General features: G+C 68.4%; 27 protein-coding genes. 12 read left to right on the top strand and 15 right to left on the bottom strand.

Features of this window, described 5'->3' with window-relative positions; translation table 11 throughout:
- Positions 1 to 143: 143 nt before the first annotated feature.
- On the bottom strand, positions 144 to 1,385 hold the full coding sequence (locus ACYQ07_RS11685) for a DNA double-strand break repair nuclease NurA (protein WP_459881787.1): 1,242 nt from the start codon (positions 1,383 to 1,385) through the stop codon (positions 144 to 146).
- An 83-nt stretch (positions 1,386 to 1,468) separates the two neighbouring features.
- Here ACYQ07_RS11685 and ACYQ07_RS11680 point away from each other — a divergent pair, with 83 nt between their 5' ends.
- Positions 1,469 to 2,182, top strand: coding sequence for a DUF8130 domain-containing protein (locus ACYQ07_RS11680; protein ID WP_459881784.1), 714 nt, complete (start codon positions 1,469 to 1,471; stop codon positions 2,180 to 2,182).
- A 20-nt stretch (positions 2,183 to 2,202) separates the two neighbouring features.
- Here ACYQ07_RS11680 and ACYQ07_RS11675 read toward each other — a convergent pair whose 3' ends face one another.
- Positions 2,203 to 2,631 (bottom strand): DUF7993 family protein, encoded by a 429-nt coding sequence (locus ACYQ07_RS11675; protein ID WP_459881781.1) that lies wholly within the window; start codon positions 2,629 to 2,631, stop codon positions 2,203 to 2,205.
- Positions 2,631 to 3,083, bottom strand: coding sequence for a DUF2240 family protein (locus ACYQ07_RS11670; RefSeq protein WP_459881778.1), 453 nt, complete (start codon positions 3,081 to 3,083; stop codon positions 2,631 to 2,633). Before ACYQ07_RS11670 ends, ACYQ07_RS11675 begins: the two co-directional genes overlap by 1 nt.
- 141 nt (positions 3,084 to 3,224) lie before the next feature.
- Here ACYQ07_RS11670 and ACYQ07_RS11665 point away from each other — a divergent pair, with 141 nt between their 5' ends.
- From ACYQ07_RS11665 to rnhB, 3 genes are all read left to right on the top strand, one after another.
- Complete coding sequence (locus ACYQ07_RS11665; RefSeq protein ID WP_459881775.1) at positions 3,225 to 3,596, top strand: 30S ribosomal protein S8e; 372 nt, start codon at positions 3,225 to 3,227, stop codon at positions 3,594 to 3,596.
- 167 nt (positions 3,597 to 3,763) lie between these two features.
- Positions 3,764 to 4,165 (top strand): hypothetical protein, encoded by a 402-nt coding sequence (locus ACYQ07_RS11660; protein WP_459881772.1) that lies wholly within the window; start codon positions 3,764 to 3,766, stop codon positions 4,163 to 4,165.
- Positions 4,166 to 4,167: 2 nt separating this feature from the next.
- Positions 4,168 to 4,854: a ribonuclease HII gene (gene rnhB, locus ACYQ07_RS11655; RefSeq protein ID WP_459881769.1), complete on the top strand. Its 687-nt coding sequence runs from the start codon at positions 4,168 to 4,170 to the stop codon at positions 4,852 to 4,854.
- Between the two features lie 486 nt (positions 4,855 to 5,340).
- On the opposite strand, the gene ACYQ07_RS11650 is transcribed toward rnhB, so the two are convergent.
- The 5 genes from ACYQ07_RS11650 to ACYQ07_RS11630 all read right to left on the bottom strand — a co-directional run bounded on the left by ACYQ07_RS11650 (position 5,341) and on the right by ACYQ07_RS11630 (position 9,525).
- Positions 5,341 to 5,604, bottom strand: a complete 264-nt coding sequence (locus ACYQ07_RS11650) for a ribbon-helix-helix domain-containing protein (protein ID WP_459881766.1) — start codon at positions 5,602 to 5,604, stop codon at positions 5,341 to 5,343.
- A gap of 172 nt (positions 5,605 to 5,776) precedes the next feature.
- A complete protein-coding gene (locus ACYQ07_RS11645; protein WP_459881763.1) occupies positions 5,777 to 7,378 on the bottom strand; it encodes a preprotein translocase subunit SecD in 1,602 nt (533 codons plus the stop codon).
- On the bottom strand, positions 7,378 to 8,250 hold the full coding sequence (gene secF / locus ACYQ07_RS11640) for a protein translocase subunit SecF (RefSeq protein ID WP_459881760.1): 873 nt from the start codon (positions 8,248 to 8,250) through the stop codon (positions 7,378 to 7,380). Before secF ends, ACYQ07_RS11645 begins: the two co-directional genes overlap by 1 nt.
- A gap of 169 nt (positions 8,251 to 8,419) precedes the next feature.
- Positions 8,420 to 8,899, bottom strand: coding sequence for a DUF5812 family protein (locus tag ACYQ07_RS11635; RefSeq protein ID WP_459881757.1), 480 nt, complete (start codon positions 8,897 to 8,899; stop codon positions 8,420 to 8,422).
- Positions 8,900 to 8,991: 92 nt separating this feature from the next.
- A complete protein-coding gene (locus ACYQ07_RS11630) occupies positions 8,992 to 9,525 on the bottom strand; it encodes a DUF8056 family protein (protein ID WP_459881754.1) in 534 nt (177 codons plus the stop codon).
- Positions 9,526 to 9,621: 96 nt separating this feature from the next.
- On the opposite strand from ACYQ07_RS11630, the gene thiL reads away from it, so the two are divergent.
- Entirely contained in the window at positions 9,622 to 10,542 is a 921-nt protein-coding gene (gene thiL / locus ACYQ07_RS11625; protein WP_459881751.1) for a thiamine-phosphate kinase, read from the top strand.
- A 51-nt stretch (positions 10,543 to 10,593) separates the two neighbouring features.
- On the opposite strand, the gene ACYQ07_RS11620 is transcribed toward thiL, so the two are convergent.
- From ACYQ07_RS11620 to ACYQ07_RS11610, 3 genes are all read right to left on the bottom strand, one after another.
- The gene (locus ACYQ07_RS11620) at positions 10,594 to 11,790 is read right to left on the bottom strand and encodes a site-2 protease family protein (RefSeq protein WP_459881748.1); all 1,197 of its coding nucleotides are present in this window, start codon (positions 11,788 to 11,790) and stop codon (positions 10,594 to 10,596) included.
- A 209-nt stretch (positions 11,791 to 11,999) separates the two neighbouring features.
- Entirely contained in the window at positions 12,000 to 12,260 is a 261-nt protein-coding gene (locus ACYQ07_RS11615; RefSeq protein WP_459881745.1) for a DUF7123 family protein, read from the bottom strand.
- Between the two features lie 362 nt (positions 12,261 to 12,622).
- Positions 12,623 to 13,483, bottom strand: a complete 861-nt coding sequence (locus ACYQ07_RS11610) for a molybdopterin synthase (RefSeq protein ID WP_459881742.1) — start codon at positions 13,481 to 13,483, stop codon at positions 12,623 to 12,625.
- A gap of 135 nt (positions 13,484 to 13,618) precedes the next feature.
- Between ACYQ07_RS11610 and pyrH the strand changes: the two genes are divergently transcribed.
- The 4 genes from pyrH to ACYQ07_RS11590 all read left to right on the top strand — a co-directional run bounded on the left by pyrH (position 13,619) and on the right by ACYQ07_RS11590 (position 17,534).
- Entirely contained in the window at positions 13,619 to 14,335 is a 717-nt protein-coding gene (pyrH, locus tag ACYQ07_RS11605) for a UMP kinase (RefSeq protein WP_459881739.1), read from the top strand.
- Complete coding sequence (gene lysS, locus ACYQ07_RS11600) at positions 14,332 to 16,095, top strand: lysine--tRNA ligase (RefSeq protein WP_459881736.1); 1,764 nt, start codon at positions 14,332 to 14,334, stop codon at positions 16,093 to 16,095. The genes pyrH and lysS overlap by 4 nt, the downstream gene beginning before the upstream one ends.
- On the top strand, positions 16,096 to 16,434 hold the full coding sequence (locus tag ACYQ07_RS11595) for a DUF7573 domain-containing protein (RefSeq protein ID WP_459881733.1): 339 nt from the start codon (positions 16,096 to 16,098) through the stop codon (positions 16,432 to 16,434). It begins immediately after the preceding gene.
- A 104-nt stretch (positions 16,435 to 16,538) separates the two neighbouring features.
- Positions 16,539 to 17,534 (top strand): sensor histidine kinase, encoded by a 996-nt coding sequence (locus ACYQ07_RS11590; protein WP_459881730.1) that lies wholly within the window; start codon positions 16,539 to 16,541, stop codon positions 17,532 to 17,534.
- Positions 17,535 to 17,544: 10 nt separating this feature from the next.
- Here ACYQ07_RS11590 and ACYQ07_RS11585 read toward each other — a convergent pair whose 3' ends face one another.
- Complete coding sequence (locus ACYQ07_RS11585; RefSeq protein ID WP_459881727.1) at positions 17,545 to 17,679, bottom strand: hypothetical protein; 135 nt, start codon at positions 17,677 to 17,679, stop codon at positions 17,545 to 17,547.
- Positions 17,680 to 17,818: 139 nt separating this feature from the next.
- Between ACYQ07_RS11585 and ACYQ07_RS11580 the strand changes: the two genes are divergently transcribed.
- Positions 17,819 to 19,159 (top strand): aminotransferase family protein, encoded by a 1,341-nt coding sequence (locus tag ACYQ07_RS11580; protein WP_459881724.1) that lies wholly within the window; start codon positions 17,819 to 17,821, stop codon positions 19,157 to 19,159.
- A 14-nt stretch (positions 19,160 to 19,173) separates the two neighbouring features.
- Here ACYQ07_RS11580 and ACYQ07_RS11575 read toward each other — a convergent pair whose 3' ends face one another.
- The 3 genes from ACYQ07_RS11575 to ACYQ07_RS11565 all read right to left on the bottom strand — a co-directional run bounded on the left by ACYQ07_RS11575 (position 19,174) and on the right by ACYQ07_RS11565 (position 22,049).
- Complete coding sequence (locus tag ACYQ07_RS11575; RefSeq protein ID WP_459881721.1) at positions 19,174 to 19,737, bottom strand: HalX domain-containing protein; 564 nt, start codon at positions 19,735 to 19,737, stop codon at positions 19,174 to 19,176.
- A gap of 57 nt (positions 19,738 to 19,794) precedes the next feature.
- Positions 19,795 to 21,303, bottom strand: a complete 1,509-nt coding sequence (locus ACYQ07_RS11570; protein WP_459881718.1) for a sensor histidine kinase — start codon at positions 21,301 to 21,303, stop codon at positions 19,795 to 19,797.
- A gap of 125 nt (positions 21,304 to 21,428) precedes the next feature.
- Complete coding sequence (locus ACYQ07_RS11565; protein ID WP_459881715.1) at positions 21,429 to 22,049, bottom strand: DsbA family oxidoreductase; 621 nt, start codon at positions 22,047 to 22,049, stop codon at positions 21,429 to 21,431.
- A 118-nt stretch (positions 22,050 to 22,167) separates the two neighbouring features.
- Between ACYQ07_RS11565 and thiD the strand changes: the two genes are divergently transcribed.
- Together thiD and ACYQ07_RS11555 are read left to right on the top strand one after the other, a co-directional pair.
- Entirely contained in the window at positions 22,168 to 23,061 is an 894-nt protein-coding gene (gene thiD, locus ACYQ07_RS11560) for a bifunctional hydroxymethylpyrimidine kinase/phosphomethylpyrimidine kinase (RefSeq protein WP_459881712.1), read from the top strand.
- A gap of 294 nt (positions 23,062 to 23,355) precedes the next feature.
- The gene (locus ACYQ07_RS11555; RefSeq protein ID WP_459881709.1) at positions 23,356 to 24,681 is read left to right on the top strand and encodes a glycosyl hydrolase family 28-related protein; all 1,326 of its coding nucleotides are present in this window, start codon (positions 23,356 to 23,358) and stop codon (positions 24,679 to 24,681) included.
- Positions 24,682 to 25,154: the final 473 nt, after the last annotated feature.

Raw genomic sequence — 25,154 nt, 5'->3', positions numbered from 1 at the left:
ATCTCGAACAGGGAGGATTCTCGGCAGTCACTTCGCAACGCACCGTAATCGGCAGCCTCATTCAGCGTCGTATTTGAAGAGGGGGTTCTCAACAACGCCGCCGTCCTTTATCAGGACCCCGTCCCACCGGTCGTCGGCCCCTTTCAGTAGTTCGTTTTTCCCCACCGATGGTCGTCGTAGGTCGCCTGCTGGTCGCTGTCGAACCGCTCCTCGAACTTGCGGCGGAGCGCCGTCTTTTCGCCGGTGCTGATGCGCGCGAGCTCGTCGGCCTTTTTCACCGCCGCCGGCGGGCCGCGTGTTGTCGCCACGTCCGCGAGCGCCTGCCGGATCAGGGCCTCGCGAAGGTCCGCATCGCGGGTGAACGCGTACGGCGCCTCCAGCTTGTACGTCACGTCCGTTCGGGGGTCGTAGATGATGGCGTACGTCGGCTCGTACAGCGCCGGATCGAGCTCGCGGTCGACGCCGAGCGCGTCCGCGTCCGCGGACATCCGGCGGTCCGCGCCGCCGCGACTGTGGAACCACGTCGTGTAGGTGAGCTCCGCGTCGACGCGCTCGCCGTCCTCGTGGCGCTCCAGCAGGGCAGTAAAGAGGGCGGTGTCGTCGGGCCACGGCGGCTCGAAGCCCTTCCGCGCCAGGGTGCGGACGATCGTCCGGCTGGAGGGGTTCTTGACGAAGCCGGCGAGCGGCACGTCGCGCTCGACGAACCGTTCGACGAGCCGGACGTAGTTCTCGACGACTGCGCGGGGTTTCGCCTCCCTCGCGAGCTCGCCGAGCTCGGGGTCGCGGTCCTCCCACGTGAACAGCTCCTTGGGGTAGATGGGGCCATCGAGCACGAGCAGGTCCTCGACGCGGTCGGCGTGGTCGAGCGCGTGCGTCCCCTCGGCGAGGTACAACGCGAGCGCGTGGACGACGCTCTCGGCGTACCGGTTCACCCGGGGTGCATGCAGCACCCGCTGGCGGGTGTGACCCTCGTCGCGTTCGGTCCAGTCGCCGTCGAACCCGCTGGTCGAGTCGCCGGAGTGGACCGTGGCGACGATGGTCCGGTCCCGGTGGAGGTCCAGGTCCGTCGGCTCCGCGGCCATCGCGGCGTGGGCCACGTCGACGACGAGCCCGTTTTTGAACGTCGTCGGGTTGATCGTCCCCGAATCGAGTCCGTGAGTCGTCTCGAACGGGCGCCCGGCGAGCGCCACGTCGTCGATCGACACTCGGCGGAGCGCGTGGTCGCCGACGGGCTCGATCACCGTGCGGCCGTCACGGTGGAGCCCGGTGAGCCAGTCGTTCCAGACCGCTCCCGAGAGGTCCTCGTGGTCCGAGGTGTCCACGTCGTTCGCGATGCCGTACGCGAGCTGGGCGATGTTCTCGACGTGGATTGGGTCGAGCGTCACGTCTCCCAGAGCGTGCCGCGGACTCAAAAGTGGGTCGGGTATCCGTGGGAAGCTACTTGACTCTGGTCGGAGGATATAAACCAATGAACAGACGCCGATTTCTCGCCTCCGCCGCGGTCGCCACCGCCGGGCTCGCCGGCGTCGCCGGCTGTCTCGACGGCGGGACCGACCCGGATCGCCCCGACCGACCGTCCGACGCGCTGTCGTTCTCCGTCGAGCGCGTCGAGCCGTTCACGGAGGACGCGCCGGCGGCACTCACGCTTCGCGTCGAAAACGAGGGCGACCGGGAGCTGACCGCGACATCGACGCAGGGCCCCGTCCTCCCCTTCGCGGAGCGGATCGGGACGGCCGCGGGCGGCGTCGAGCGACTTGTCTGTCATCCCGACGGCGCCGACGATCGCTGGCTCCGCGTGGACGACAACGAGCTCGCGCCCACCGCGGAGGTGCTCCCCGAATCCGCCGAGAACGGCTGCTGGCGGATCTCGGAGGCGTTCGACGGGACCGCCGTCCCACCCGGCCTGACCGGTCGCGAGATCGCGGCCGGGGCCGCAGTCGAGGGAACGTACACGCTGTACCACCTCCACGACTGCATCCCCGGCACCTACACGTTCTCACAGGCGGTGACGCTGGCGGGAGCCGAAGACGGAGACGCCGATGGAGATGCGGCCGGCGACCCGGCGGTCGAACCTGAAGAAGGCGTTCCCCTCCGGCTGCAAGTCGCCGTCGATGAGGCGGGCGGCGTCGACGTGGAGCACTTCGGCGTCGCGCCGGGCTACGAGCCACCGGCCGACGACTGAGCCGCGTCCCCTCGCGCCGACTAAGCCGCGTCCTCTCGCGCCGCGAGCACCGCCTCGAAGACGGGCAGGACCCACTTCACCTGCGCACCGTCCTCGACGAAGACGAGCGTGCGGGGCGGGTGGACGGCCTTCGGGCGCACGCGGAGTCCCTCCTCCGAACCCGCCTCCGCGGCGGCGTCCGCAGCGACATCCGGGGCGACCGTGAACTCCACCCGGATGCGGTCGGGTTGGACGTACACCTCCGCGACGGGGGTCGCTTCGTCCCCATCCACGGGTTCCGCTTCGCCGGCGACCCGCACCGTGTACGCGAGCGCGCCGTCGGCGGTCGGCTCCACGTCAGGGTCCGCGTCGGAGACGGCAAGCGGCTTCAGCCGCCCCTCGTTGCCGCTGATCTCCGAGGCGAGCAGCTGGGCGATGCGAACGCCGTCGTCAAGTCGATCTTGGACCATCACTCGGCCTCCACGAGTTTCGCACGAACGTCGTCTGCCAGCCCCGACACGTCCGCGCCGTGCTCTTTCGCGTACAGCACCGCCGCGGCCTCGATGGAGACCGCCAGCGCGCGCTGGCGCTCGTTGATCGCGGCGACCGCGGTCTGTTTCTCGACGCCGGCGGCCACGATGGCGTCGAGCGCGCGCTCGAACGTGGACTGTTCACGAAGGATCGACTCGTCGGGAACGAACTCCTCTGGGACGGCCACCTCGTCGGGGTCGAATCGAGCGACGAGATCGCCGTCGTCCTCCTCCAGCAGCCCGCGCCCGACGGCGACGTCGACCAAGCGCTTGGCCTGGTCCGGCGAGAACCAGTCACGGTCCAACGAGAGCGCGACGACGAACTCTCCCTCCCCCAGTCGGTTCGTCGCGCGCTGGATGAACGGCGCGGCGACGGCGACCTCCAAACTCATATTCTCAACGCGACAGCGGGCGCCGGTAAACCTACCGAACCAGCCGCACATCGACTGCATCGTTCCCGTGTCCGCCCTCGCAGGGCGCGTCGGACGCCGGAAGTCGAACGGTTCAAGTATCCGCTGGCTGTTCGTGAGTGTATGAAAGACCAGGGACGCTCCACGCGCAAGCGGACCGGCGGCCGACTCAAGCACCAGTCGAACAAGAAGCGACACCAGCTGGGCCGCGAGCCCGCCGAGACCACCGTCGGCGACACCCGCATCCAGTACATCGACTCCCGCGGTACGGAAAAGAAGCTCCGCGCGCTCTCCACGAACGTCGCACAGGTCGCCGACGGCGGCGAGGTCGTCGAAGCCGAGATCACCGACGTCGTCGAGAACCCCTCGAACGTCAACTACGTGCGCCGGAACATCATCACGAAGGGTGCCGTCATCGAGACGAGCGAAGGGACGGCTCGCGTCACCTCGCGTCCCGGCCAGACGGGCCAGGTCAACGCGGTCCTCCTCGAGTAACCCCGTCTCCTGCTTCCGTTTTTCTCACCCCGTGAGCCGTGCCGCCGGCGAACGCTGGCGGATGCGGACGAGCGCCGCCGGCGAACACTGGCGCACGCCGGCGCCGGTCGCCGGCGTCCGCGGCCGCCTTCTTAAGGTATTTCCGAATCCGCGCCCCATCCGTGTGTATGCAGATGGAACTCCGGGCGTGCAAGCTCTGTTACGACGGAGAGCACGGCAACCCCGAGAAAACGGCGCAGATCCGGGACATGGTCGAGTGCGTCCGGACGATCCGCGAGTACAAGGACCTGCTGGGCATCGACTCCGTCTACCTCAACTTCGTCGACGAGGCCGACGAGGGCGGCGCCGAGGCGCTTCCCGCCATCGCCGCAAGCGTCGAGGGGAACCAGATCCACCTCAACGACACCCAGCTCGTGGTGGAGGACGAAAACGGGATCATGATCCTCTACCCCGACCCCGCCGACATCCTGGAGGTGCTCACCCGGAACATCGACCAGCTCGACGCCGAAACGCGCCAGGACCTCACCGTGGAGCTCTCCGAGGAGTCGCGCGAACTTCTCTCCTCGTAGCCGTGTACGTGGGCGTCGACGAGGCCGGGAAGGGGCCCGTGCTCGGGCCGATGGTGTGTGCCGCGGTCCGGGCCGACCCCGCCACCCTCCCCGACGACGTGGACGACTCCAAGCGCGTTGCCCCCGAGCGACGGCAGGCGATCGCCGCCGACCTCCGCGAGCGCGAGGACGTGACCGTCGCCGTGGCGTTTATCGAGCCCGCCGAGATCGACCGCCCCGAGACGGACATGAACACGCTCACCGTGCACGGGCAGGCCCGGGCGGTTTCTCGGGTCGTCGAGCCTGATGACCGCGTGCTTGCGGACGCCGGCGACACCAGCGAGTCGCGGTTCGCCCGGCGGCTCGCGGAGTTCGTCGGCGAAGAAAGAGCGGAAGTGGACGAGCGCGATGACGAGTCCGACGACCTCGCCGTCGACGCGCACCACGGCGCGGACGCCGACGACGCCGTGGTCGGCGCCGCGAGCATCGTCGCGAAGGTGGCCCGCGATGCCCGGATGGCGGAGCTCGACGCCGTCCACGACGCCTTCGACGGCGTCGGCTCCGGCTACCCGAGCGACCCCACGACCCGCGAGTTTCTGTCGGCGTACGTCGAGGCGCACAGCGACGTGCCGGCGTGCGCTCGCCGGTCGTGGTCGACCTGCGACGACGTGCTGGCGGCCGCCGAACAGGCCGGGCTGGACGAGTTTTAAGGACGGAGCGGGGGCCGTCGGCAGCATGTCGGTGTGGACGGGACACGGACATACCGGGACCGGTGATGACCGGACCGTACGGACGTGGTGAGTGACACCGGGAGTAGGTGTTGTACGTGGTTGTCTGAGGCGTTTATAAGTGAGACGTTGGTGGAGTTGTGGTTCGTTTATAAGGTGCGTTTGTCCGGTGAGTTGTTGGTGGTGCACTGGTGACGACCGCCTGCAAAGCCCCAGCCGGCTCCGGTCGAGGAGCTCGCTGCGCGCTCAAAAGGGCTCGCGATGCTCGCCCTTTTGAGTGCTTACGTCGCTCGTCTTCCCGGAGCCTGCTGCCCCTTTGAGTCCCACCCCGCACTGCACAGCAACCGCCCTCACGCCTCCCCAGCCTCGTCGTCGCCTGCGGCGACGACTCCCTCGCGCGCCGACGAGCGCCCAGCGGGCGCTCGCCGGGCGCGCCACCGCACCGCGCGTCCGATTATAAGGGAGGCGTTACAGCCGCTCTCGGGCCTCTTCCGCAGACACCGTGTTCTCCTCTTCCGCCTGCTCACGGCTCTGTTCAAGGTCCGCGAGCGTCTCCTCGGACAACGTCACCGCAGGGTTCACCCAGTCGCGCAGCGCGTCACGGATGGCCTCGGACTTGCTGGAGTATCCTCGGCGCTTCCACTCCTCGTCGATGCTCTGGAGGAGACTCTCGGGGACCCGGACGTTGATCTTCTCCATCCGATCATCTCCGGTGTTCGTGTCGGCACTCATATGCTGTGATACAGCGGTATCACAGATGAGCGTTTGGCAGATCCGCGATTCGGAATTCGCTTGGGAACGAAACGGACGCCGACGCTCCACACGGTCTCCGTTCACAACGAGCGAAAAAGCGCGTCTCTTCAAGCGCTCGGCGTGCACCCAGACGAAACCCCGACCCGCCGGCTTACCGCACCGTCAGCAGGCGACGCAGGATGTCGCCGTAGGCGGGTCGCGTGATCAGCACGCCGATGAGCACGCCGAGGATGGTGAAGATCGCGAACCCGGAGAGGTCCCCGAGGCTCAGCACCATCAGCGGCGACATCGCGATGATCGTCGTCGCGGCGGCGGCGCCGATCACCCAGAAGGCGCGGCGGAATCGCGAGTCGAACACCTTTCGGGAGGAGACGTCGCCCTCGCTCATCACCTCGTCGGCGATGATCACGAGGTCGTCCACCCCCGTACCGACGACGGCGATGAAGCCGGCGATGACCGCGAGCTCGATCGGGTAGCCGAGGAGCGCGGCAAAGCCGAGCAGCGCGTACACCTCCGCGAGCGCGGTGACGATCATCGGGAGCGCCACCTTCGGCTCGCGATAGCGGAGGAACACCATGCCGGCGACCGCGAAGATGGCGAGCACGCCGGTGAGCGCGGAGTACGTCCGGAAGTTCTCACCCTGGGTGGGCGAGATGAACGAGGAGGTCCCTTCGCCGGCGATGTCGAGCTCCGCGGGGAGCGCGCCGGCGCGGAGGTTCACCGAGATCTCCTGGGCGTCCTCGAAGGAGGTGGTGGTCAGCCGGAAGTTCCCCTCGTCGGCCCACGACCCGCTCGCCATGCTCTGGGCGAGTCCGTCGTTCATGCCGAAGGCGTTGACGACCTCGTCGTCGACGACGAGCAGGAGACAGGGCTGGGTGAGCTCGCCCTCCGGCTCAACCATGTAGTCGCAGTTTGCCCCGCCCTGACTGGAGGCGACGCCATACTCGACGGCGGCGTCCTGGAACCGGTGTGCGGGCGACTGCTCGCCTTCGGGCGCCGTGTTGACGACGGACACCGGGACGTACGGCTGGTCGTTCTGGTCGCGGCTGGCGGTGCCGATGTTAACGAAGTCCTCCTGGATCAGCACCTCCTCCGCGACACCCGTTCCGTCCTCGGCCTCGTCGTCGGGGTAGGCGATGTCGATCTGGACGGTCCCCCGCTCCTCGAGGAGGTCGATCACGTCCTGACGACCCTCGCCGGGCACCTCGACCATCATGAAGTACTCGCCGGTCGCGGAGGCGACCTGTTGGACGGTCCCGCCGGAGAGACCCGCCTCGTTGATCTTCCCCTCGATGACGCGCTCGGCGGCGTCACGCGTTTCGGCAGTGACGCCGGGGCGCACGTCGCCGTACCCGTAGCCGGCGGCGTCGAGTGCGGTCCGGAACTGCTCGTCGGTCACGTCCCGGTCGGTCACCTCCACGTCCCCGGTGTTCTCGTCACGCCGTTCGGCGTTCACGTCGCGTGCGGAGACGCCGTCGAGCTCGTCGGCGACGCGTTGGGCCACCTCGGAGGGGTTGTCACCGCCGAACTCCACGCCCGTCGCGGTGTACCCCATCAGCGGCGCGCGAATCCGGGTCCCGCCCGCGAGGTCGAGCCCGTACTGGAGGTTCGTGATCCCCTGCCGCGCGTCGTCGTCGTCCTCGCCCGGCGCGGTCTCCGGGGCGAACTGCGGCGCGAACAGCGCCACCGACGCCCCGACGATCACGACGACGAGGAGGAGGATCCGCCAGTTGTTCTTGATCGGGTCGAGCATCAGCGCTTCACCCCCTCGAACTTGTACCAGCGAAGCAGGGTGACGTTGATCAGATACGTGTTCATGAGGTCGGCACAGAGGCCGATAGCGAGAATGATGCCGATGTCACGCAGGAGGTCGATGCCGAAGATCGTGGCGACGATCGCCATGACGATCATCGCGGACATGGACGTGACGGTCATCGTCACACCCGTCCGCATCGCCCGGCTCACCGACTCGTAGAAGTCGCCGGTTCTGCGCAACACGGAGTTGTTCAACAGGATGTCGGAGTCGACGCTGTACCCGATGATCATCAGGAGGGCGGCGACGGTCCCCAGCGTCATGTCGATGCCGAGGAGGTTCATCGCCGCGATGGGGATGACGATGTCGGAGAACGCGGAGGCGACGACCGCGATGGAGGGGATGAACGTCCGGAACATCGCGAACACGAGCACGCTCATGCCGAGGAAGGCGATGCCGACCCCGAACAGCGCGGTGGTGGCGGTGTCGGCGCCGAAGCTCGCGGAGACCTGGTCTATCGCCAGTATCTCCAGGCCGGCGGCATCCGCCTCCGTCTCCAGCTGGCCGGCGTCCGCGTCGTCGGCACGGAACGTCACGACGTAGGCGTCGTCACCGCCGACAGCGCGGATCGAGTCCGGCTCCGCGGTGAACGCCTCCTCGATCCGCTCTTCGATGTCGCCCTGCCCGTCGTCGGCGAGACGAAGCTCCGTCCCGCCGGTGAACTCCAGCCCGAGGTTGGCCGGGGCACCCGTCGCGAGGTACCACCCGCCGATGATCACGAGCGCCAGCACGAGGACGGCGAGCGGCACCATCACGAGCTGACGGTTCGTGTACTCGGTGTAGTCGACTTCCGGTACCTCGATCTCTACCATGCCACGGAATCCGGAACCGTGCCGAATAAGCCTTCTTATCTCTCCGGTCGCCCGAGAACAGCATCACCGAGAGTCTCGCCCCGGCTGCGGCGATCGGCGTCCAGCAGGATCGCCGGCGTCGACGTTGGCAGGTGTGCGATGGTCGGCCTCCGCGCGTTATCGGTGCCGGTCACGGCATGTACCGCACGCTCACGATCCCCGGTTCCGAGCGCACCTCGACGCGGTTGACGCCGAGCCGGGCAGCGCGTGCGAGCGTCGCCTCGCGGTCCTCGACCACGTCACGGACCGCCTGCTCGGTCGTCTCCGCCGGCGGCGTGAGCACGTGGATCTCGCCGATGCCCGCCCGGGGTTCGCGGGTGAGCTCGCCCTCCAGCTGGTCGGCGGCGATCTCGCGCTCCTGTTTCGTCGGCGGCTCCGGACTCTCCTCGATGGAGAGCGCCCGGCGCTCGTCGACCTCGACCACCTGATAGGTGACGTTCATCGGGGGGTCCGGCGCGACGGTCGCCTCGACCGCGTCGTCGAGCTCCAGCCCGGGGTTGCTGCTCAGCGTGTGCACCTGCCCGTCGTGGACGTCCTTCAACACGGCCGACTCCGCCTCGACGTGGGTGACGAGGAACGTGCTCTCCTTGGCGTCCGAATCGTCGCTCATGCTCGGTCATAAGCGAGCGAGCCTTTTCCGGGTTTCGAGCCGCGGGGACGTGGGGATGCGGGGACGCGAAGATGGAGCACGAGGGCACGCCCTCACTCCGCCGGCGACTCGGCGTCCTCCCTGTCGACGCGGAGCCGGCGGTGAACCACCGCGATGAGGACCGCGGCGACGACTGGCGGAACGAAGCCGGCGAGCGACGGAAGCGCGTACAGTGCCCCGATCACGGCCGAGTCGGTGGGGTCGCGGAGGTCCGCCGGCGCGGAGATCAGCATCGCGAGATACAGGGACGCGAGAAAGCCGAAGCCGGCGAGCGCCAGCGCCCGGTCGTAGCCGGGTTGGACCGGATCCTCCCGGCGGTGCCGGCGGGCAACGAACAGCATTGGCGCGATGAGCGGACCGACGGCCGCTAGCCCCAAGATCACGTACAGCGACCGGGAGAAGAAGAACAACCCGCCATCCATGTCGGCCGTCTCGCCCATCCAGACGACGAGCGCGAGCGCGACGACCGTCGTGACGAACACGGCCGCGATGGTGCCGATCACCCCGTAGGCTCGCATCGTCCACGAGTCCGTGTTGAGGATGGCGTACGGAACGGCGCCGAACACCCCACGGTAGCTGTCGAACATTAGCCGAGTGTAGGAGAGACGCCGGATTAAACCCCGCGACAGGCGTCGGTGCGCGGGAACCCCTCTTTTAAGCACGCGGCGGCACCACGATGCAGTGTGAACGAGCGCGACGCCCTCCGCAGCCTCGCCGCGACGCTCCCGCACGCCGGCGACGACGCCGCCGTCGTGGACGGCACCGTCATCACGACGGACATGCTCCACGAGCGCACCGATTTCCCGCCGGGGACGACCCGCTACACCGCCGGCTGGCGAGCCGTCGGGGCCTCGCTGTCGGACGTGGCCGCCACCGGTGCCGCTGCGACCGCGGCGGTCGCCGTCTACGCCGACGAGGCGTTCGACCCCGACGAGTTGGACGACTTCGTCCGTGGCGCCGTCGACGTGTGCGAGGCGGTTGACGCGGAGTACGTCGGCGGTGACCTCGACACGCACACGGAGTTCACGACGGCGACGACCGCGATCGGCGAGACCACCGAGGTGGGTCCCCTGACCCGCTCGGGCGCCGAGCCCGGCGACGCTCTCTGTGTCACGGGAACGCTCGGCCGGTCCGCTGCCGCACTCCGGCTGTTCGAGCGCGCGAGCGAGGCGAGCGACGGCACCGAAGCCGACGGCGACCTCCGTGACCGCGCCAACGAGCTGTTCCGGTTCACGCCCCGAATCGCCGACGGGCTGGCACTCGCCGACCGGGCGACGGCCGCGATGGACTCCTCGGACGGGCTCGCGCGGTCGCTCCACCAGCTCGCGGAGGCGAGCGAGGTCGGATTCGCGCTCGACCGGGAAGCGGTTCCGGTCGACCCCGCGGTGGAGGCGGTCGCGACGGATCCCGCCGACCGGTTCGAGTCGGCCGTCCACTTCGGGGAGGACTTCGAGCTGGTGTGTACGGTGCCCGAGAGCGCGGTCGACGCCCTCGACGAGGCGTGTCCGGCCGGGCTGTCGCGCGTGGGAACCGTCGTCGAGGCGGACGCCGGCGTGCGCGTCGACGGCGACCCGCTGCCGGACCGCGGCTACACCCACGGGTAGCGGTCAGGGAGAAGCAACGCCACCAGCCGGAGCCTCCCGCACACCAACGCCCTACGTCGTGACGACCTCGATGGGGACGAGGAGGAAACAGAGCGCGCCGACCGCGAACGTGAGGAGCCCGACGACGAGCCGCGGGAGTCCGAGCCGGCGCTCGTCGGCCGGGTTGGCGGGACCGTTAAACGCGATCAGCATCGCAAAGGCGCCCCAGAACGCCCATAATCCCACGGACTCGTTCAGCCCGAGCCCGCGGCCGTAGTAGAGGTAGGCGGCAAGACCGAACAGGAAGCCGGGGACGACCGCCGCGAGCGTCTCCTGACGCTCGCCGAGCATCGCCCGGACCATGTGGCCGCCGTCGAGCTGGCCGACGGGCAGCAGATTGAGAAGGGTGAAGAACATCCCCACCCAGCCGCCGATCACGACCGGGTGTGCCGACAGCGCGGGGTCCTCGTGGGCCGTCTCCTGGCCGAGCAGCTCGGCGATCAGCGTCAACAGCGGCGGGTCGTTGAACCGGATCATCGTCCCCGACTGGGCGGCGATCTCCGCGGGCACCCGAATCGGATCGAGCGAGAGGCCGATAACGGTGACGACGACCGTCGCGATCAGCCCCGCGATCGGCCCGGCTGCGCCGATGTCGAACAGCACCTTGCGGGACGGCATCCGCCCGCGCATCCGGATCACCGCGCCGAGCGTGCCGAACGGGAAGATGAAGGGGATCACGTACGGGAGCGACACGTCCACGCCGTGGTAGCGCCCGGCGGCGTAGTGGCCCAGCTCGTGGACCATCAGGACGCCGAGCACGGCGGCCGTGAACGGCCACGCCTGCAGCATCGTGAGCGGGTTCGCGCGAATCTCCGCGAGTGGGATGTAGTACCAGCCGTGTGCGCCCACGAACAGCGTGGTGAGCACCGTGGTGACGAACAGCGCGAGGTTCGTCCACGGAATCCCGCCCCGGTCGTGGCCGAACGGCGTTGCGACGAGGACGTGACGGGAGCCCACGTTCGCCCCGTCGAGGGCGCCGGCTTCGACGCCGGCGTCCTCGATCGACCGGAGTTCGACATCGTAGCCCGCATCGCGGAACGCGGGCGCGACTTTCCGGAGGAGCACACGCTCGGGGACGTACGACTCGCCCACGTACCGGATTCGCCCGTCGTCGTCACGGACCGCGTCGGTGCGGAAGAACGTGCGGAGGGGCTCGGGACGAGGGACGTCGGTGCCGTCCGACGCCGTCCCGTCCTCGCGTTCTGCCATTGGCACGGAGTTGTCCGTCGTCGAGTATAAACCCCGCGTCACCGGTCGAAACGGCGCCGGCGCGAGATGTCGTGCTGTTGCTGGGTGAGGAGCTGTTGCCGGCTGGAGTGCTGTCGCTGGGAGAGATGCAGTCGGGGGAAAAGGGAGGGCCAGTTGGGGGACGATGCGGGGACGCGCGGAGCGCGCGTGGACGGTCGCGATGTCGGTCGTTAGGCAGGCTCGACGCGCCAGGTGGTCGCACCCGTGTACGACCACTTCTCGACGGAGATATCCGTCGCGGAGTCGCTGAGCTTCACCATCAGGGCGCCGATCTCCTTGGGCGAGAGGTCGACATCGTCGGAGATGAACTTCCCTTTGAAGTACATCTCGCCGTCCTCGGCGCGGTCGAGCAGGTACTGTTTGAGCCGCTCTTCCTTGCTGGGCTCGTCGGTCGTGCTCGCGTCCGTGGAGGGGGATGCTGTCGCGCTCATGTTACACTCCCTGCTTGCCGCCGAGGGGGGATATAAAGGCCACAACGTTCGGCCCCGTTCGGGGGATTTCAGGAGTTCACGAATGCTAAAACGTGTCTGACGGACTCTTTAGAAACGTTTCAAATCTCTTTAGACTGTTTATCAGTAGTTCTGCGTAGCTCGATCGGTATCTCTCTGGCAAAACCCGCTTCCGCCGATACCGGCCGAACCCTCCGCCAATCACCAGCAATAGTTGCCGGATGGCTCCCCTCGAAGCGCTCGGCCGCGTGCTTCCTCCCCGCCGCGCGCGCCGGCTGCGACACCCGTCGGGGGCAGCCATCCGACGGGGCTTTATAAACAGAATCGACCGTATTCCCAGAATCCTACTTCTGGTGGACCCAGAACGCCTCGGACTCCGTCGTCTCCTTTTTGAAGATCGGCACCTCGTCCTTGAGGCGGTTGATCCCATCTTCGACGGCCTGGAACGACTCCTCGCGGTGGCCGGCGAGCACGACGACGAACACGATGTCCTCACCGTCCTCGATGACGCCCGTCCGGTGGTGCATCAGCACGCGGAAGACGCCGTCGCGCTCCTCCAGATCCGCGGAAATGTCGTCCATGCGCTCACGGGCGACGCCCTCGTACTTCTCGAACGCGAGGTGGGTCGTACGGTCGTCGTCCGCGTCCTCCTTCGCGCGCACTCGCCCGGTGAAGGTGGCGATGGCGCCGGAGCGGTCGGCGCCGTCCGCCTCGCGGACCTCCGCGACGAGCTCCTCCAGCGTGATCCACGGCTCGGCCGTGTCAAGCGACTCGACGACCGACTCGGGGTCCACGTCCTCGGGCGCGTCCGCCTGGAGAATCACGTCACCCGGAACGTCGTCCGCGCCCGTTTCGTCGTCACCGAGGAGCACGGTCGGCACTCGGAGTCGGGTGTAGCCGACCGCGACGAGGTAGTCGTGGTCCGGCGCAAATCGGTCGAGCAGGTCGTCGAATCCGCCGACGATGCCCGACCCGTGCCAGGTTCCGTCGGCCGCCAGCGCGACGGTCGTTCCGGGGCGGTCCGGCACCGTTTCCGCGGACGTGCCGGTCGCCGCCGTCGACGCGCCGCCGTCGGTCTCGTTCGGCGCGCCGCCGGCGGGCGGCTCCACGTCGCGCTCCACGACGGCCACCCGGCCGTCGAGCGTCCTGGCGAGCGTCGCCGCGAGGTCGGCGGCGCCCGGGCCGAGGATCGAGATCGGTTGCATACCGGACGGCGGGTTGCCACGGGCTTAGGCGCTTCGCCACCGGGCGACTCGCTTGGTCGCATCCCGCCCCATCGTGTCCCGCCTCGCGTGCACGCTTGATAATCCTTAAGCCCGCGACCGGGCTACCCGCACACAATGAGAGTCGTCGTTTCCATCGGCGGGAGTGTGCTCGCGCCGGATCTGGATCCGGAGCGCGTCGCCGCCCACGCCGAGGCGATCGAGCGAGTCGCCGCGGACGGAGCCGAGGTCGGCGTCGTCGTCGGTGGCGGCGGCGTCGCCCGGGAGTACATCGAGGCCGCCCGCGAGCTGAGCGCCAACGAGGTGCAGCTCGACCGGCTGGGGATCGGCACCACCCGGCTCAACGCCCGGCTGCTGATCGCCGCGCTCGGCGAGCGCGCGAACCTCTCGCCCGCCGAGGAGTACGACGAGGCCGCCGCCGCGCTCCGCCGGGGCGAGGTCGCCGTGATGGGCGGCGTGATGCCCGGCCAGACGACGGACGCGGTCGCCGCGGGCTTCGCGGAGGCCGTCGACGCCGACCTGCTCGTGTACGCGACGAGCGCGGACGGCGTCTACGACGCCGATCCGAACGTTCACGACGACGCCGAGCAGTTCGCGGAGATGACCCCCGAACAGCTGGTCGACGTGGTCGTGCCGATGAGCCGTGACGCGGGTGCGTCCGCGCCCGTTGACTTACTCGCCGCCAAGCTGATCGACCGGGCGGGGCTGCGCTCCATCGTCGTCGACGGCACGGAGCCGTCCGTCCTCGTCGACGCGATCCTCGCCGGCGAGCACACGGGGACCGACGTGGTGCCGGAAGCGAGCGAGGAGCCCGACGCGTGGGAGGACCGATGAGCGACGACACCACCTACGACGACTCCCCACACATCCTCTCCGAGCAGGCCACCCGTGAGCGCGGCGAGCGTGGCGAATCCGGGGACGGCGGGTCCGGAGACGGCGAGGCGGGCGACGACGAGGAAGAAGCGTCGTTTAACGCCTTCTGGGCCGACACGGTTGCGGACGAGGTCGAGGCCCGCGACCCGGACGAGCCGGTTGTCATCAAGGGTGGCGTCTCTCCCTCCGGCGTGGCCCATCTGGGCAACTTCAACGAGATCATCCGGGGCTACTTCGTCGCCGAGGTCCTCCGCGAGCGGGGCCACGAGGTCCGGCAGGTGTTCACCTCCGACGACAAGGACCCGCTTCGGAAGATCCCCCGCAAGCTCGCGAACCCCGACGGCGAGATCGTCGGACTTGGCGACGTGGACGCCGGCGCCCTCGGGCGCAACCTCGGCAAGCCGTACACGTCGATCCCGGACCCGTTCGGTGAGAAGGAGTCGTACGCCGCCCACTTCGCGGACCTGCTGAAAGCCGACGCCGACCGACTCGGGATCCCTGTCGAGATGATCTCGAACACCGAGCTGTACGCCGACGGCGCGTTCGACGAGGTCACCCGCACGGTTCTCTCGGACCTCGACGGCGTGCGCGAGGTGCTCTCGACGTATCAGGACAAGGTGAACGACGAGTACGTCCCGTTCAACCCCGTCTGTGCGGCGTGCGGCAAGATCACGGAGACCGTCACGGAGATCGACGTCGACGCGGAGACCGTCGACTACGTCTGCACGGACATGGACGTGGGCGACAACACCATCGAGGGCTGCGGCCACGAGGGGACGGCGACGTTCCGCGAGGGGAAGCTCCCCTGGCGGCTGGAGTGGCCCGGCCAGTGGCAGGTGCTCGGCGTCGACTTCGAGCCGTTCGGCAAGGACCACGCGGAAGGATCGTGGCCCTCGGGCGTCGACGTGGCGCGAAACGTGTTCGGCAACGAGCCGCCTGTCCCGATGGTGTACGAGTGGTTCACGCTCAACGGGGAGGCGCTCTCCTCGTCGGCGGGCAACATCGTCACCGTTCCCGAGCTGCTGGAGCTGCTGGAGCCCGAGGTGCTCCGCTACTTCTTCGCGCTCCACCCGAAGAAGGCGCGGGACCTCGACCTCGAACGCCTCGACCAGCTCGTCGACAGCTTCGACCGGTTCGAGCGCGCCTACTTCGGCGAGGTCGACGACGAGGACCTCACCGCGTTCGCCGAGCGGGCGTACCCCTTCGTCGTCGGATCCGGGGCCGGCACCGGCCCCGACAACGCGGAGCCCCGGAAGGGAACCGTGCGGCTCCCGTACACCTTCGCCGCCGTGCTCGGCATGGTCGAGGACGAGGAGCTCCGCGAGCAGCTGGCGCGCGACGAGGGGCACATCACCGACGAGACGCCGGAGTGGGCGGTCGAGGAGGCCCTCGCCCGCGTGGAGAAAGCGCGCAACTGGGCCGAGCGGATGGACAACGAGTACAACTACCGGCTTCAGACCGACCTCCCCGACACCGACTTCGACGACGACGTGGCGGCCGCGCTCGACGACCTGGCCGACTTCGTCGCGGCGGGCCACGACGGTGAGGCGATCCAAGAGCAGATCTTCGAGACGGCTCGCGACCACGACGTGGAGGTGTCCGACTTCTTCGCCGCCGGCTACCGGCTGTTCTTCGACGAGACGCAGGGGCCTCGGCTCGGGGAGTTTTTGGGCGAGTTGGAGCGCGAGTTCGTGGTCGCTCGGCTCCGACGGGAGGCGTAGATGTCCGAGGACCGGTCGCTCGACGAGTTCGCCGACGATGCAGGAAGTGACGCGGACGACGACGAGGAGGACGAGATGGCGGATGACGAAGGAACGACCGGCAGCGAGGGGGCGGCCGGCGGCGAGGCGGTCGCCGAGAGCACTGCCGACGCCGACGGCACCGCGGACTCCGCCGACCCCGCCGGTCTCCCCGACGCGACGGTCGATGACGCGGAGCCGGCGACCACCACGTCGGCGTGGACCGGAGAGGGTGCGGCGTGTGACGGCTGCGGAACGGTCGCGGAACGCCGCTGGGAGGACGGCGGCACATTGGTGTGTGCGGACTGCAAGCCCTGGTAAGCGGTGCGGATGGTACGTTCCGATAATCCCGTATAAAGTTTTAATACTAATAAAATGAACTAACCGCATAGCGTCTACGGGTTTTCCCGGGACGTATCTGAAGAATGAACTCTATCGCCCGAAAGCTTCTCGGTTGCCGGCCCTGCGCCCTGGCCGCCGTCTACGTGCTGGCCGGGGTGGTCTGGGTTCCGCTTGGATGGGCCGCGCTCGACGCCGCCCTCGGCGTCGACACCGTCTCGTCCACGGGCGTGGCGAGCGGCTGGGTGTTCGTCGCGGGGTCGGGCGGGCTGCTCTACGCCGCCGTTGCCGCCAGACAGCGGCGGGCCGATGACGTTCGCCGGGAGCTCGAAGCGTCCGACCAACAGCTCCAGGTGGTAAGCCGGGTGCTCCGCCACAACATCCGGAACGACCTCAACGTCGTCCGCGGCTACACCAACCTGCTGGCAAGCCGGACTGACGACGAACGGGAGCTGGAGTATCTCGCCACCATTCGAGAGACGACGGACGACGTGGTCTCCATCAGCGAGAAGCTCCGTATGCTGGAGGAGGTGAAAACCGGCTCGACCGAGGGACGCGTCGACCTGGTCGGCATCGTCGAGGGGACGGTCGCGACCGTCGAGCGCGACGCCGAGCACGTGGAGACGCGGATCGACGCGCCCGCGAGCGCGTGGATACGAGCGGACGAGTCGTGCGGCTACGCCGTCCAGGAGGTGCTCGAAAACGCCATCGCCCACAACGACGAGGACACCTGTCGGCTCCAGCTCGACCTCGAACGGGCGACGGCGGAGACGCGACTCGTCGTCCAGGACAACGGTCCCGGCATTCCCGACGACGAGCTCGCCGTGCTCCAGTCGGCCGAGGAGACGCCGCTGTCACACGCCAGCAGCATCGGGCTGTGGCTCGTCAAGTGGCTCTGTGAGCTCCAACAGGGCGACGTGACGTTCGACGCGAACGACGACGGCACCCGGGTCACGCTCCGGTTCCAGTCGGCGCCGGAGCCCGACGGAGCCGACGCGACGAGCGCGGCGGCGAGTGCGGGGAACGTGGTGGACGCCGTTCGGAATCGGCACGACGAAGACGACCAACGGGGCGTTAGCTGACCCGAACGAGCTACTGGATCTCGGTGATCGTCACGGCGTAAACCGCACCACAGCTCCCACACTCGACGTGGATTCCCCGGCTGGTTTGGCCCCGAGCGAACTCCGTGATCTCCGCCCCACAGGAGCACTCGAACTGAACTCTCATTGGCGGACTGATCTGGGGAGGCCACTTAAAAGGCACCGTCCGTCCGCGATGGACTGGTCGACGTGGTGGCGGTCGACGGGTGCCGGAGACTGCAGTGTGGTACCGAAACACATGTAGTTACCCGGGTGTATGGCGAGGTATGAGCGACGACGTGACAGCCGAGGACGGAGGAGCGATCCCACACTGGTACAGCCCCGACGGTGACGGCATCACGATCGTCGACGGCGAGGATGCCACGGTGTACGACGATGCTGGAAACGCGTACCTCGACTTCCTCTCGCAGCTGTACTGTGTGAACGCGGGTCACAGTAACGAGACGATCCTCGACGCCATCGACGACCAGGCTCGAACGGTGCCGTACGTCTCCTCGGCGAAGCACAACGACACGCGCTCCGCGCTCGCCGGCGCGCTCACGGACGTGGCGCCGGCGAACCTGACCGACGTGTTCTTCTCGGTCACGGGAAGCGAGGCGAACGAGGCCGCGATCCAGATCGCCCGGAAGGTCCAGGACGCACCGAAAGTGCTCACCCGGTGGCAGTCGTACCACGGCGGCACCTACGGCGCCGGCGCGCTCACCGGCGACCCCAGCACGCGCTCGACGCTGGAGCGCTACGCCGCCACGACGGGCAGCGGGAAGTTCCTCCCGCCGCTGCCGGAGTGTTTCGACGGCGCCACCGGCGAGGCGCTCGCCGAGAAGGCGGCGAATCACGTCGAGTACGTGCTCCGCAACGAGGGGACGGACTCCGTGGCCGCCATCGTGATGGAGCCCGTCGCCGGCACGAGCGGCGCCTACACTGCCCCGCCGGGCTACTTCGAGCGACTCCGGGCGATCTGTGACGATCACGACGTGCTCCTCATCTCCGACGAGGTGATCGCCGGCTTCGGGCGGTGTGGCGACTGGTTCGGCATCCAGACGGAGGGGGTCAAGCCCGACATGATCACCTTCGCGAAGGGCGTCACGAGCGCGTACGTGCCGCTCGCCGGCGTGATCGTCGACGAGGCCGTGGCCGCGGAGGTGCGGGCCGCCGACCACGACCTCGGGCAAACGTTCGCCGGCCATCCCGTCGCCTGTGCCGCCGGACTCGCCGCGCTGGAGGCGTACGACGACGGCCTCATCGAGAACGGGGTCGAGGTCGGCGCCTATCTCGAAGAGCGCCTCAAAGCGGTCGCCGACCGCCACGACGCCATCCGCGAGTGTCGCGGGCGGGGGATGCTGTGGAGCCTCGTCTTCGAGGACCCCGAGACGGGCGAGCCGTTCTTCGACCCGTTGTCGGAAGCCGAGGGAGAAAACCCGGTGGCGGCCGTCCGCCAGGAGGCCGAGGACCACGGCGTGCTGTTCGGCAGCGGGCGACCCGACGTGCAGGTGATCGTCTCCCCGCCGTTGTGTGTCACTCGCGAGGAAGTGGACCAGGCCGTCGACGCGCTCGACGCCGCCATCGAGACCGTCTTCGCGGAGACGGCGGCGCCGGCCGACGACTGAACGCGCCGGCGCCCTCAGAGGTCCTTCGCGACCGCGACGAACTCGTCGTGGCCCAGATCGAGTTCGTCTCCGAGCGAATTCTTCAGCTCGTCGATCCGGCGCTGGAGCTCCTGATACCCCTCATGGTCATCGAGCTCGGACTCCGTCTTGGCGGCCTCCAGCGTCGCCGCGCGCTCGGCCAGCGAGTAGTACTCCCGGAGGTCCTCGGTGTACGTCTCCCGCCGGGCGAGCAGGTCGACCGTCTCGCGAAGCTCCTCTTTGGTCGTCGGCTTGGTGAGATAGGCGTCGAACGGCATCTCCACCACGTCGAAGTCCGGGTCCATCGCCGTGAGCATCACGACGGCAGGGTCCTCCTCGCGGTCGTCGATCCGGTCGAGCACCTCACGACCCGACAACCCGGGCATCATCCGGTCGAGCACGACGACACCCACCGCGTCGTCGAGCGCGTCGAGTGCGGACTCACCGTCCTCGGCTAGCCGCACCTCCTCACAGACGTTGAACAGCCAGAGGCGGTACGTCTCCAGCACCTCCTCGTCGTCGTCGACGGCAAGGACCACCGGGTCTTGGTCAGGGCTCATGCGTCATCCAACATCTCTCATCCATCAAACAAAAAAGAGGTGGCCGTCCCGGGGGCGTCAGGCGGCGTCGGCGCTCGTGAACTCGAAGACGAACCGCGTTCCCTCGGGCTCGTTATCCTCGATCCGGACGGCGCCGTCGTATGCCGACACCATGGTGTCGACGAAGAAGAGTCCGAACCCGGACCCGCTCTCGTGGTCGGCCGACGCGCGCGTCACGCCTCGCCGGAAGACACTATCGCGGTGCTCCTCGGGAATCCCCGGGCCGTTGTCGGCGATCTCGACGCGAACGGTGCCGTCATCCGCCCACGCGTCCACCTCGATCCGCGGCTCGTCTTTGTCGTTGTGCGCGACCGCGTTGCGGAACACGTTGGCGAACACGTCGTCGACCATCTCGTCGGCCACGATCGCGAGGCTCGGCTCGACGTCGAGCTCGACGGTCGCCCGGGGCTCCGCCTCGCGGAGCTTGGCGGCTCGCTCCCGCAATATCCGGGAGAGGTCGATTCGGCTCGTGGCACGGTCCTCACCCGTCAGCGTGTCGATCGTCGTCCGCATGCGGTCGATCTGGTCGGAGATGTCGGCGGCTCGGGCGACGATCGTGTCGGCGTACCGTTCGAGGTCACCTCCCACGTTGTCGGCGAGGAACTCCGCCCGCGACCGGATCACCATCATGCCGTTCTGTACGTCGTGCCGCAGGAGGCTGTGGAGGAACTCCAGCTGGCTGGTGCGCTCGGCGAGCTCCTCGGCACGCTCCGTCACCTCGTGTTCCAGCTCCTCCTCGCGACGTTCCAGCAGCCGTTCACGCTCCTTCTGGGCGGTGATGTCGGTGAGCATCAGGAACGCTCGCTCCTCGCCAACCGGAATCGCCTGGGTGACGAAGTCGCGGTTCTCGCCGGCGGACCGAATTCGAACCTCGGACCGGTAGTTCTCGCCCGCATCGAGGTGACGCGCCACGGTCTCCCGGTCGAACGCCGGCTCACCCTCGACCGCCTCGATCGCGTCGAAGGGGTCGGTGTCCGTCTCGTCGACGGTCACGTCGTAGGTCCGGTTTCGGTCGACGACCGACACCTCGCCGTCGGTGTGCAGTTCGAGGATGGAGTCCGGCGAGTTCTCGTACAGCGCCGAAAAGCGGTCGCGCTCGACGGAGAGCTCGCGCCGTCGGTCGGCGGCGCGTACCTGCGAGAGGCCGACGACGGTACCGGCGGCGGTGAGCACCATCAGCAGGTTCCCCGCAACGAGGTACGGCCGGAGGACGTGCTGGGTCATCGTCTGGACGCTGACCACGCCGAGGACGGCGACCGCGCCGACGGCACTGCCGCCGAGCGTCCACCGTGCCACGATCAGGGTGTCCTCGGGGAGTCGTTCAGTCCGGTGGAGATACCACGCGACGAACAGGATAAACGCCACGAGCAGCGTCGGAAAGGCGTTTTCGACTGCTGAGGACAGCGGGGAGTTCGGCGACAGCAGCGTCGTCGTCACGTCCAACAGCGGGACCGTCAACAGGACGGCGCCGACGCCGAGTAGCGTCCCCAGCCCGATCCGGTGACGCTGCGCGTCGGTGAGACTCATAGAAGCTCTACAAATTCCGTTCCTGAAAGTATAACGGTATATTGGAGATCCATCAACCGATCCAGTTCGTGAGGGCCCCAGCCACAGACGACCGCGTTGTGGCGACCGCGGTGAGAAGTCGGGCGTTAGGTTCCGTCGACGAGACGACGAAGCTGCGCCGGCGGGACGGCGCCCCGAGCGGCGTGCTCGCCGTAAACGAACGTCGGGACGCCGGTAATGCCCTCACGGCGCGCTTGCTGGAACAGGTTCTCCAGCCGGTCGCGCAGGTCGCCGTCGTCGAGCGCGCGGTCGACGACTGCGGCGTCCAGCCCGTCGATATCCGCAGCGACCGCTCCCAACACGTCCTGATCACCGATATCCTCACCCTCGGACCAGAGCGCCTCGAACACCGCCCAGTCGAAGTCGTGCCACGCCTCGGGATGCTCGTCTTTCACGTACAGCGAGACCAGCTGAGCCGGCAGCGAGTCGACGTCCGTCCGGAGCTCCTGTGCCATCTCGACGCCGTACTCCTCCTGTAAGCGACGCACGTTCTCGCGGGCCTGCGCGTAGTAGTCGTCGTCCTTGCCGTCGTCCGCATCGGTGTCGATGGAGCCGTCCGGGTTCCGCTTGCCGGCCCGGAGGTCGAACGGGTGCCAGTCGACGTCGAGCGGCTCGTCGCGCTCCTCGCGATACTGCTCCAGGGACTTTCGGCCCAGGTAGCAGAACGGGCAGACATAGTCGGAGTAGACGGTGACGGTGTCGGTCATGGCTGTTGTAGTGCCGCGAGACGGAAGGCACGTTCGGCGCCGGCAGCCTCGGACGATGCGCCGTGAGGTTCGGAGGCAAGCGACGCGCATTCAAACCAGCGGGGAGTACCACCAGCGTATGAGCCCGCCGACGCCCGACGAAAACGGAGCCGCCAGTGACGACGACCGCCTCCCGTACGACCCCGTCTCGCCGCCGGTCGCGCTGACGGTCGCCGGCAGCGACAGCGGCGGCGGCGCGGGGATCCAGGCGGACCTGAAGACGATGACCGTCCACGGCGTCTTCGGCACGAGCGTCCTCACCGCGACGACGGCCCAGAACACGCGGGGCGTCCACGACGTGCATCCCGTGCCGGCCGACCACGTCGCCGCACAGTTCGACGCCGTCGTCGACGACTTCGACGTTGGCGCGGTGAAAACCGGGATGCTCGCCACCGCGGAGACGGTCGCGCGGGTGACGAAACTGGTCGCCGACATCGACGCGCCGGTCGTCGTCGACCCCGTGATGGTCGCCGCGACGGGCGACCGGCTGCTGTCACCGGCCGCCGAGGACGCCTACGACGACCTGATTCGCGAGGCGACGCTCGTGACGCCCAACGCCGACGAGGCCGAGGTGCTCGTCGGCGAGCCGGTGGAGACGCCCGCGGACGCCGCCGCGGCCGGACGGGAGCTCGTGGCGCGCGGCGCCGACGCCGCCCTGATAAAGGGGGGGCACCTCGGCGGGGGCGACGGCGCCGCCGACACCGTTGTTGACACACTCGTGGTCGCCGGCGCGAGGGTCGGAACGGCGAACGAGGACCCGGCCGTCATCACCCACGAGCATTCCCGCGTCGACACCGACGCCACCCACGGCTCCGGCTGCACGCTCTCCAGCGCGGTCGCCGCCCGCCTGGCCCGCGGCGAGGCTCTCCGGGAGGCCGTCGCCGCCGCGCTCGGCGGCATGTCCGAGGCGATCCGGCGCGGCTACGACATTGGCGAGGGGCCGGGTGCGGTGAACCCGACGATGCTGGAGTGAGGCGTGCCACCGTCAGGCGCCGGACGCCGGCGGTGTGGCGTCGCGATACCGGTCGAGACGGGAAAGACTGAAAGCCGCCGCGTGGTGACGTATCCCCGTCGCGGGCGCCGTGTCGCTCGGGTAGGGGCCCGACTCGGCCCCGCGACACGCGTTAGACGCTGGCGAGCGGCGCTTATAAACGGACGGGGCCGACAGCGACGTTTTCGGGAGCCAGCTCCCCCTTTTGAGTGTCCGGTGGGAATTGTCAGGACGTTCTTCCCGGTTTATATACTCTCCTCGCAAACGGTAGCGGACATGACTCGCTCACGGCTGCGGCGACGGGCGTTCCTCGGCGCGGTCGCCGCGGGGTGCGGAACGCTCGCCGGCTGTCTCGACGACCGCGACTCGACCGACGGCGCACCGCCGAGCAGTTTGGACGACGCCGGCGTGTGGAACGTCGAGACGCGCGGAATCGACGGCGACGGCGAGACCGAGGTCGGTGCAGCCGTCCACGAACTCCTCGATGACGTGGGCGCTGAGGGAGGCGGAATCGTCTACTTCCCACCCGGACGATACCTGTTCGAGCGGACGCCGCTGGTTGGCGACGACACGCACCTCGTGGGCGCGGGTCGTTCGACCGTTTTTGAGGGCGTGCGTCCGGACGACGGGCGCGGCGCGCTCCTGTCCAATCAGGGGTACGACGCGACGGGATACGAGGGCGCCTCGAACTGGAGCGTCCGCGACGTGCGCATCGACTCCCCGGAATCGAACGGCATCATGCCGGCACACGCGTCGAACGTGCGACTGGAGAACCTCTACGGCGACCGCATCTACTACCACCACATCGACGTCGTCTCCTCGACGAACGTCGTCGTCGACGGATACTGGGCGAGTCGGGGCGGCGAGGGCGGGTCGGACGCGCCCATGCAGTTCGACGCACAGCGGTCAGGGACCACCTCAAATGGCGTGTGGGACGGGACATCGATGACCCTCGTCAGGGACGACGATACGCCAACGAGACGATGCAGGCTCACGAACTTCGAGATCGACCCGGAGAACGCCCCGAGTTACGGGGTGCATCTCCATCGCGGCCCACACGAATCCGTCTCGATCACGGACGGGTACATCGACGGCTGTCGCTTCACGGCTGTTCGGGCCGATCCTGACAGTGCGGTGACGGACCTGACGATCGACCGCGTCTCGTGTCACGAAAACGCCCGTGGCATCACCCTCGGCCACGTCGAGAGCGGCCGTCGCGGCCTGACGATCAGCAACGTCACCGTCCGGACCGAGGACGACGGGCTGGCCGGCGGATCAGGGCTGTACGCCGCCGGGTTCGACGGCGGCGACATCTCGAACGTCGTCGTCGACGGCGCGTTCACGAACTCGGTCATCTTCGACGACATGGACGGCCTGCAACTGCGCGGGACGACGGCGCGGGGCGCCGTCGACCAGGCCTTCCGCTTCCGGGAGAACGTCGACGCGACGCTCACATCCGCCCGCGCGGCGGACTGTGGGGGTGCAGGGATCTACTCCGGCCCCGGAAGCAGCGTCGCCTACGGTGGCGTCACGTTCGAGAACGTCGGAAGCGAGATCGAAGCCGATGGGGAGATCCGGAAGTGGACGGCCTCGACGGAGTGATGTCCGGATAGCGCGTTATGGCTGCTCGGGTCTGTTGAAATTCTGATCAGGTGACGGATTCTAACGTCACTGCGGTCTATACGATCTCCTCGGTGTGTGAGATCGGGAGTAGATGTGTCATGTGAGTTGGTGTGTCGTTTATCAGTGGGGCGTCGGTGGTGCTGTGAGTCGTTTATAAGTGACTATTTGAGTGAGTACAGCGACAAACACCTCCAAAGCCCCAGCCGGCTCCGGTCGAGGGTTCCGGAAGACGTTCCGGCTCGCTACGCTCGCGGGCTGCGACTTCCGTCGTCCCGCTCGCAGGCTCGCGGGACGCTCGCTGCGCGCGTTGCAGGGCGTCTCTCCGCACAGCCCGACGCCCTGCAACGTGCTTGCGTCGTCCGTCTTCCCGGACCACGGGCGAGACGGTCGGCGCCGTCTCGCTGTTTCCCGCCTGCGGCGGGAACGGCTGCCCCTTTGAGTCCCACCCCGCC

Source organism: Halorubrum gandharaense (genome assembly GCF_054654575.1).
This window is presented reverse-complemented; position numbering and strand designations above follow the sequence as displayed.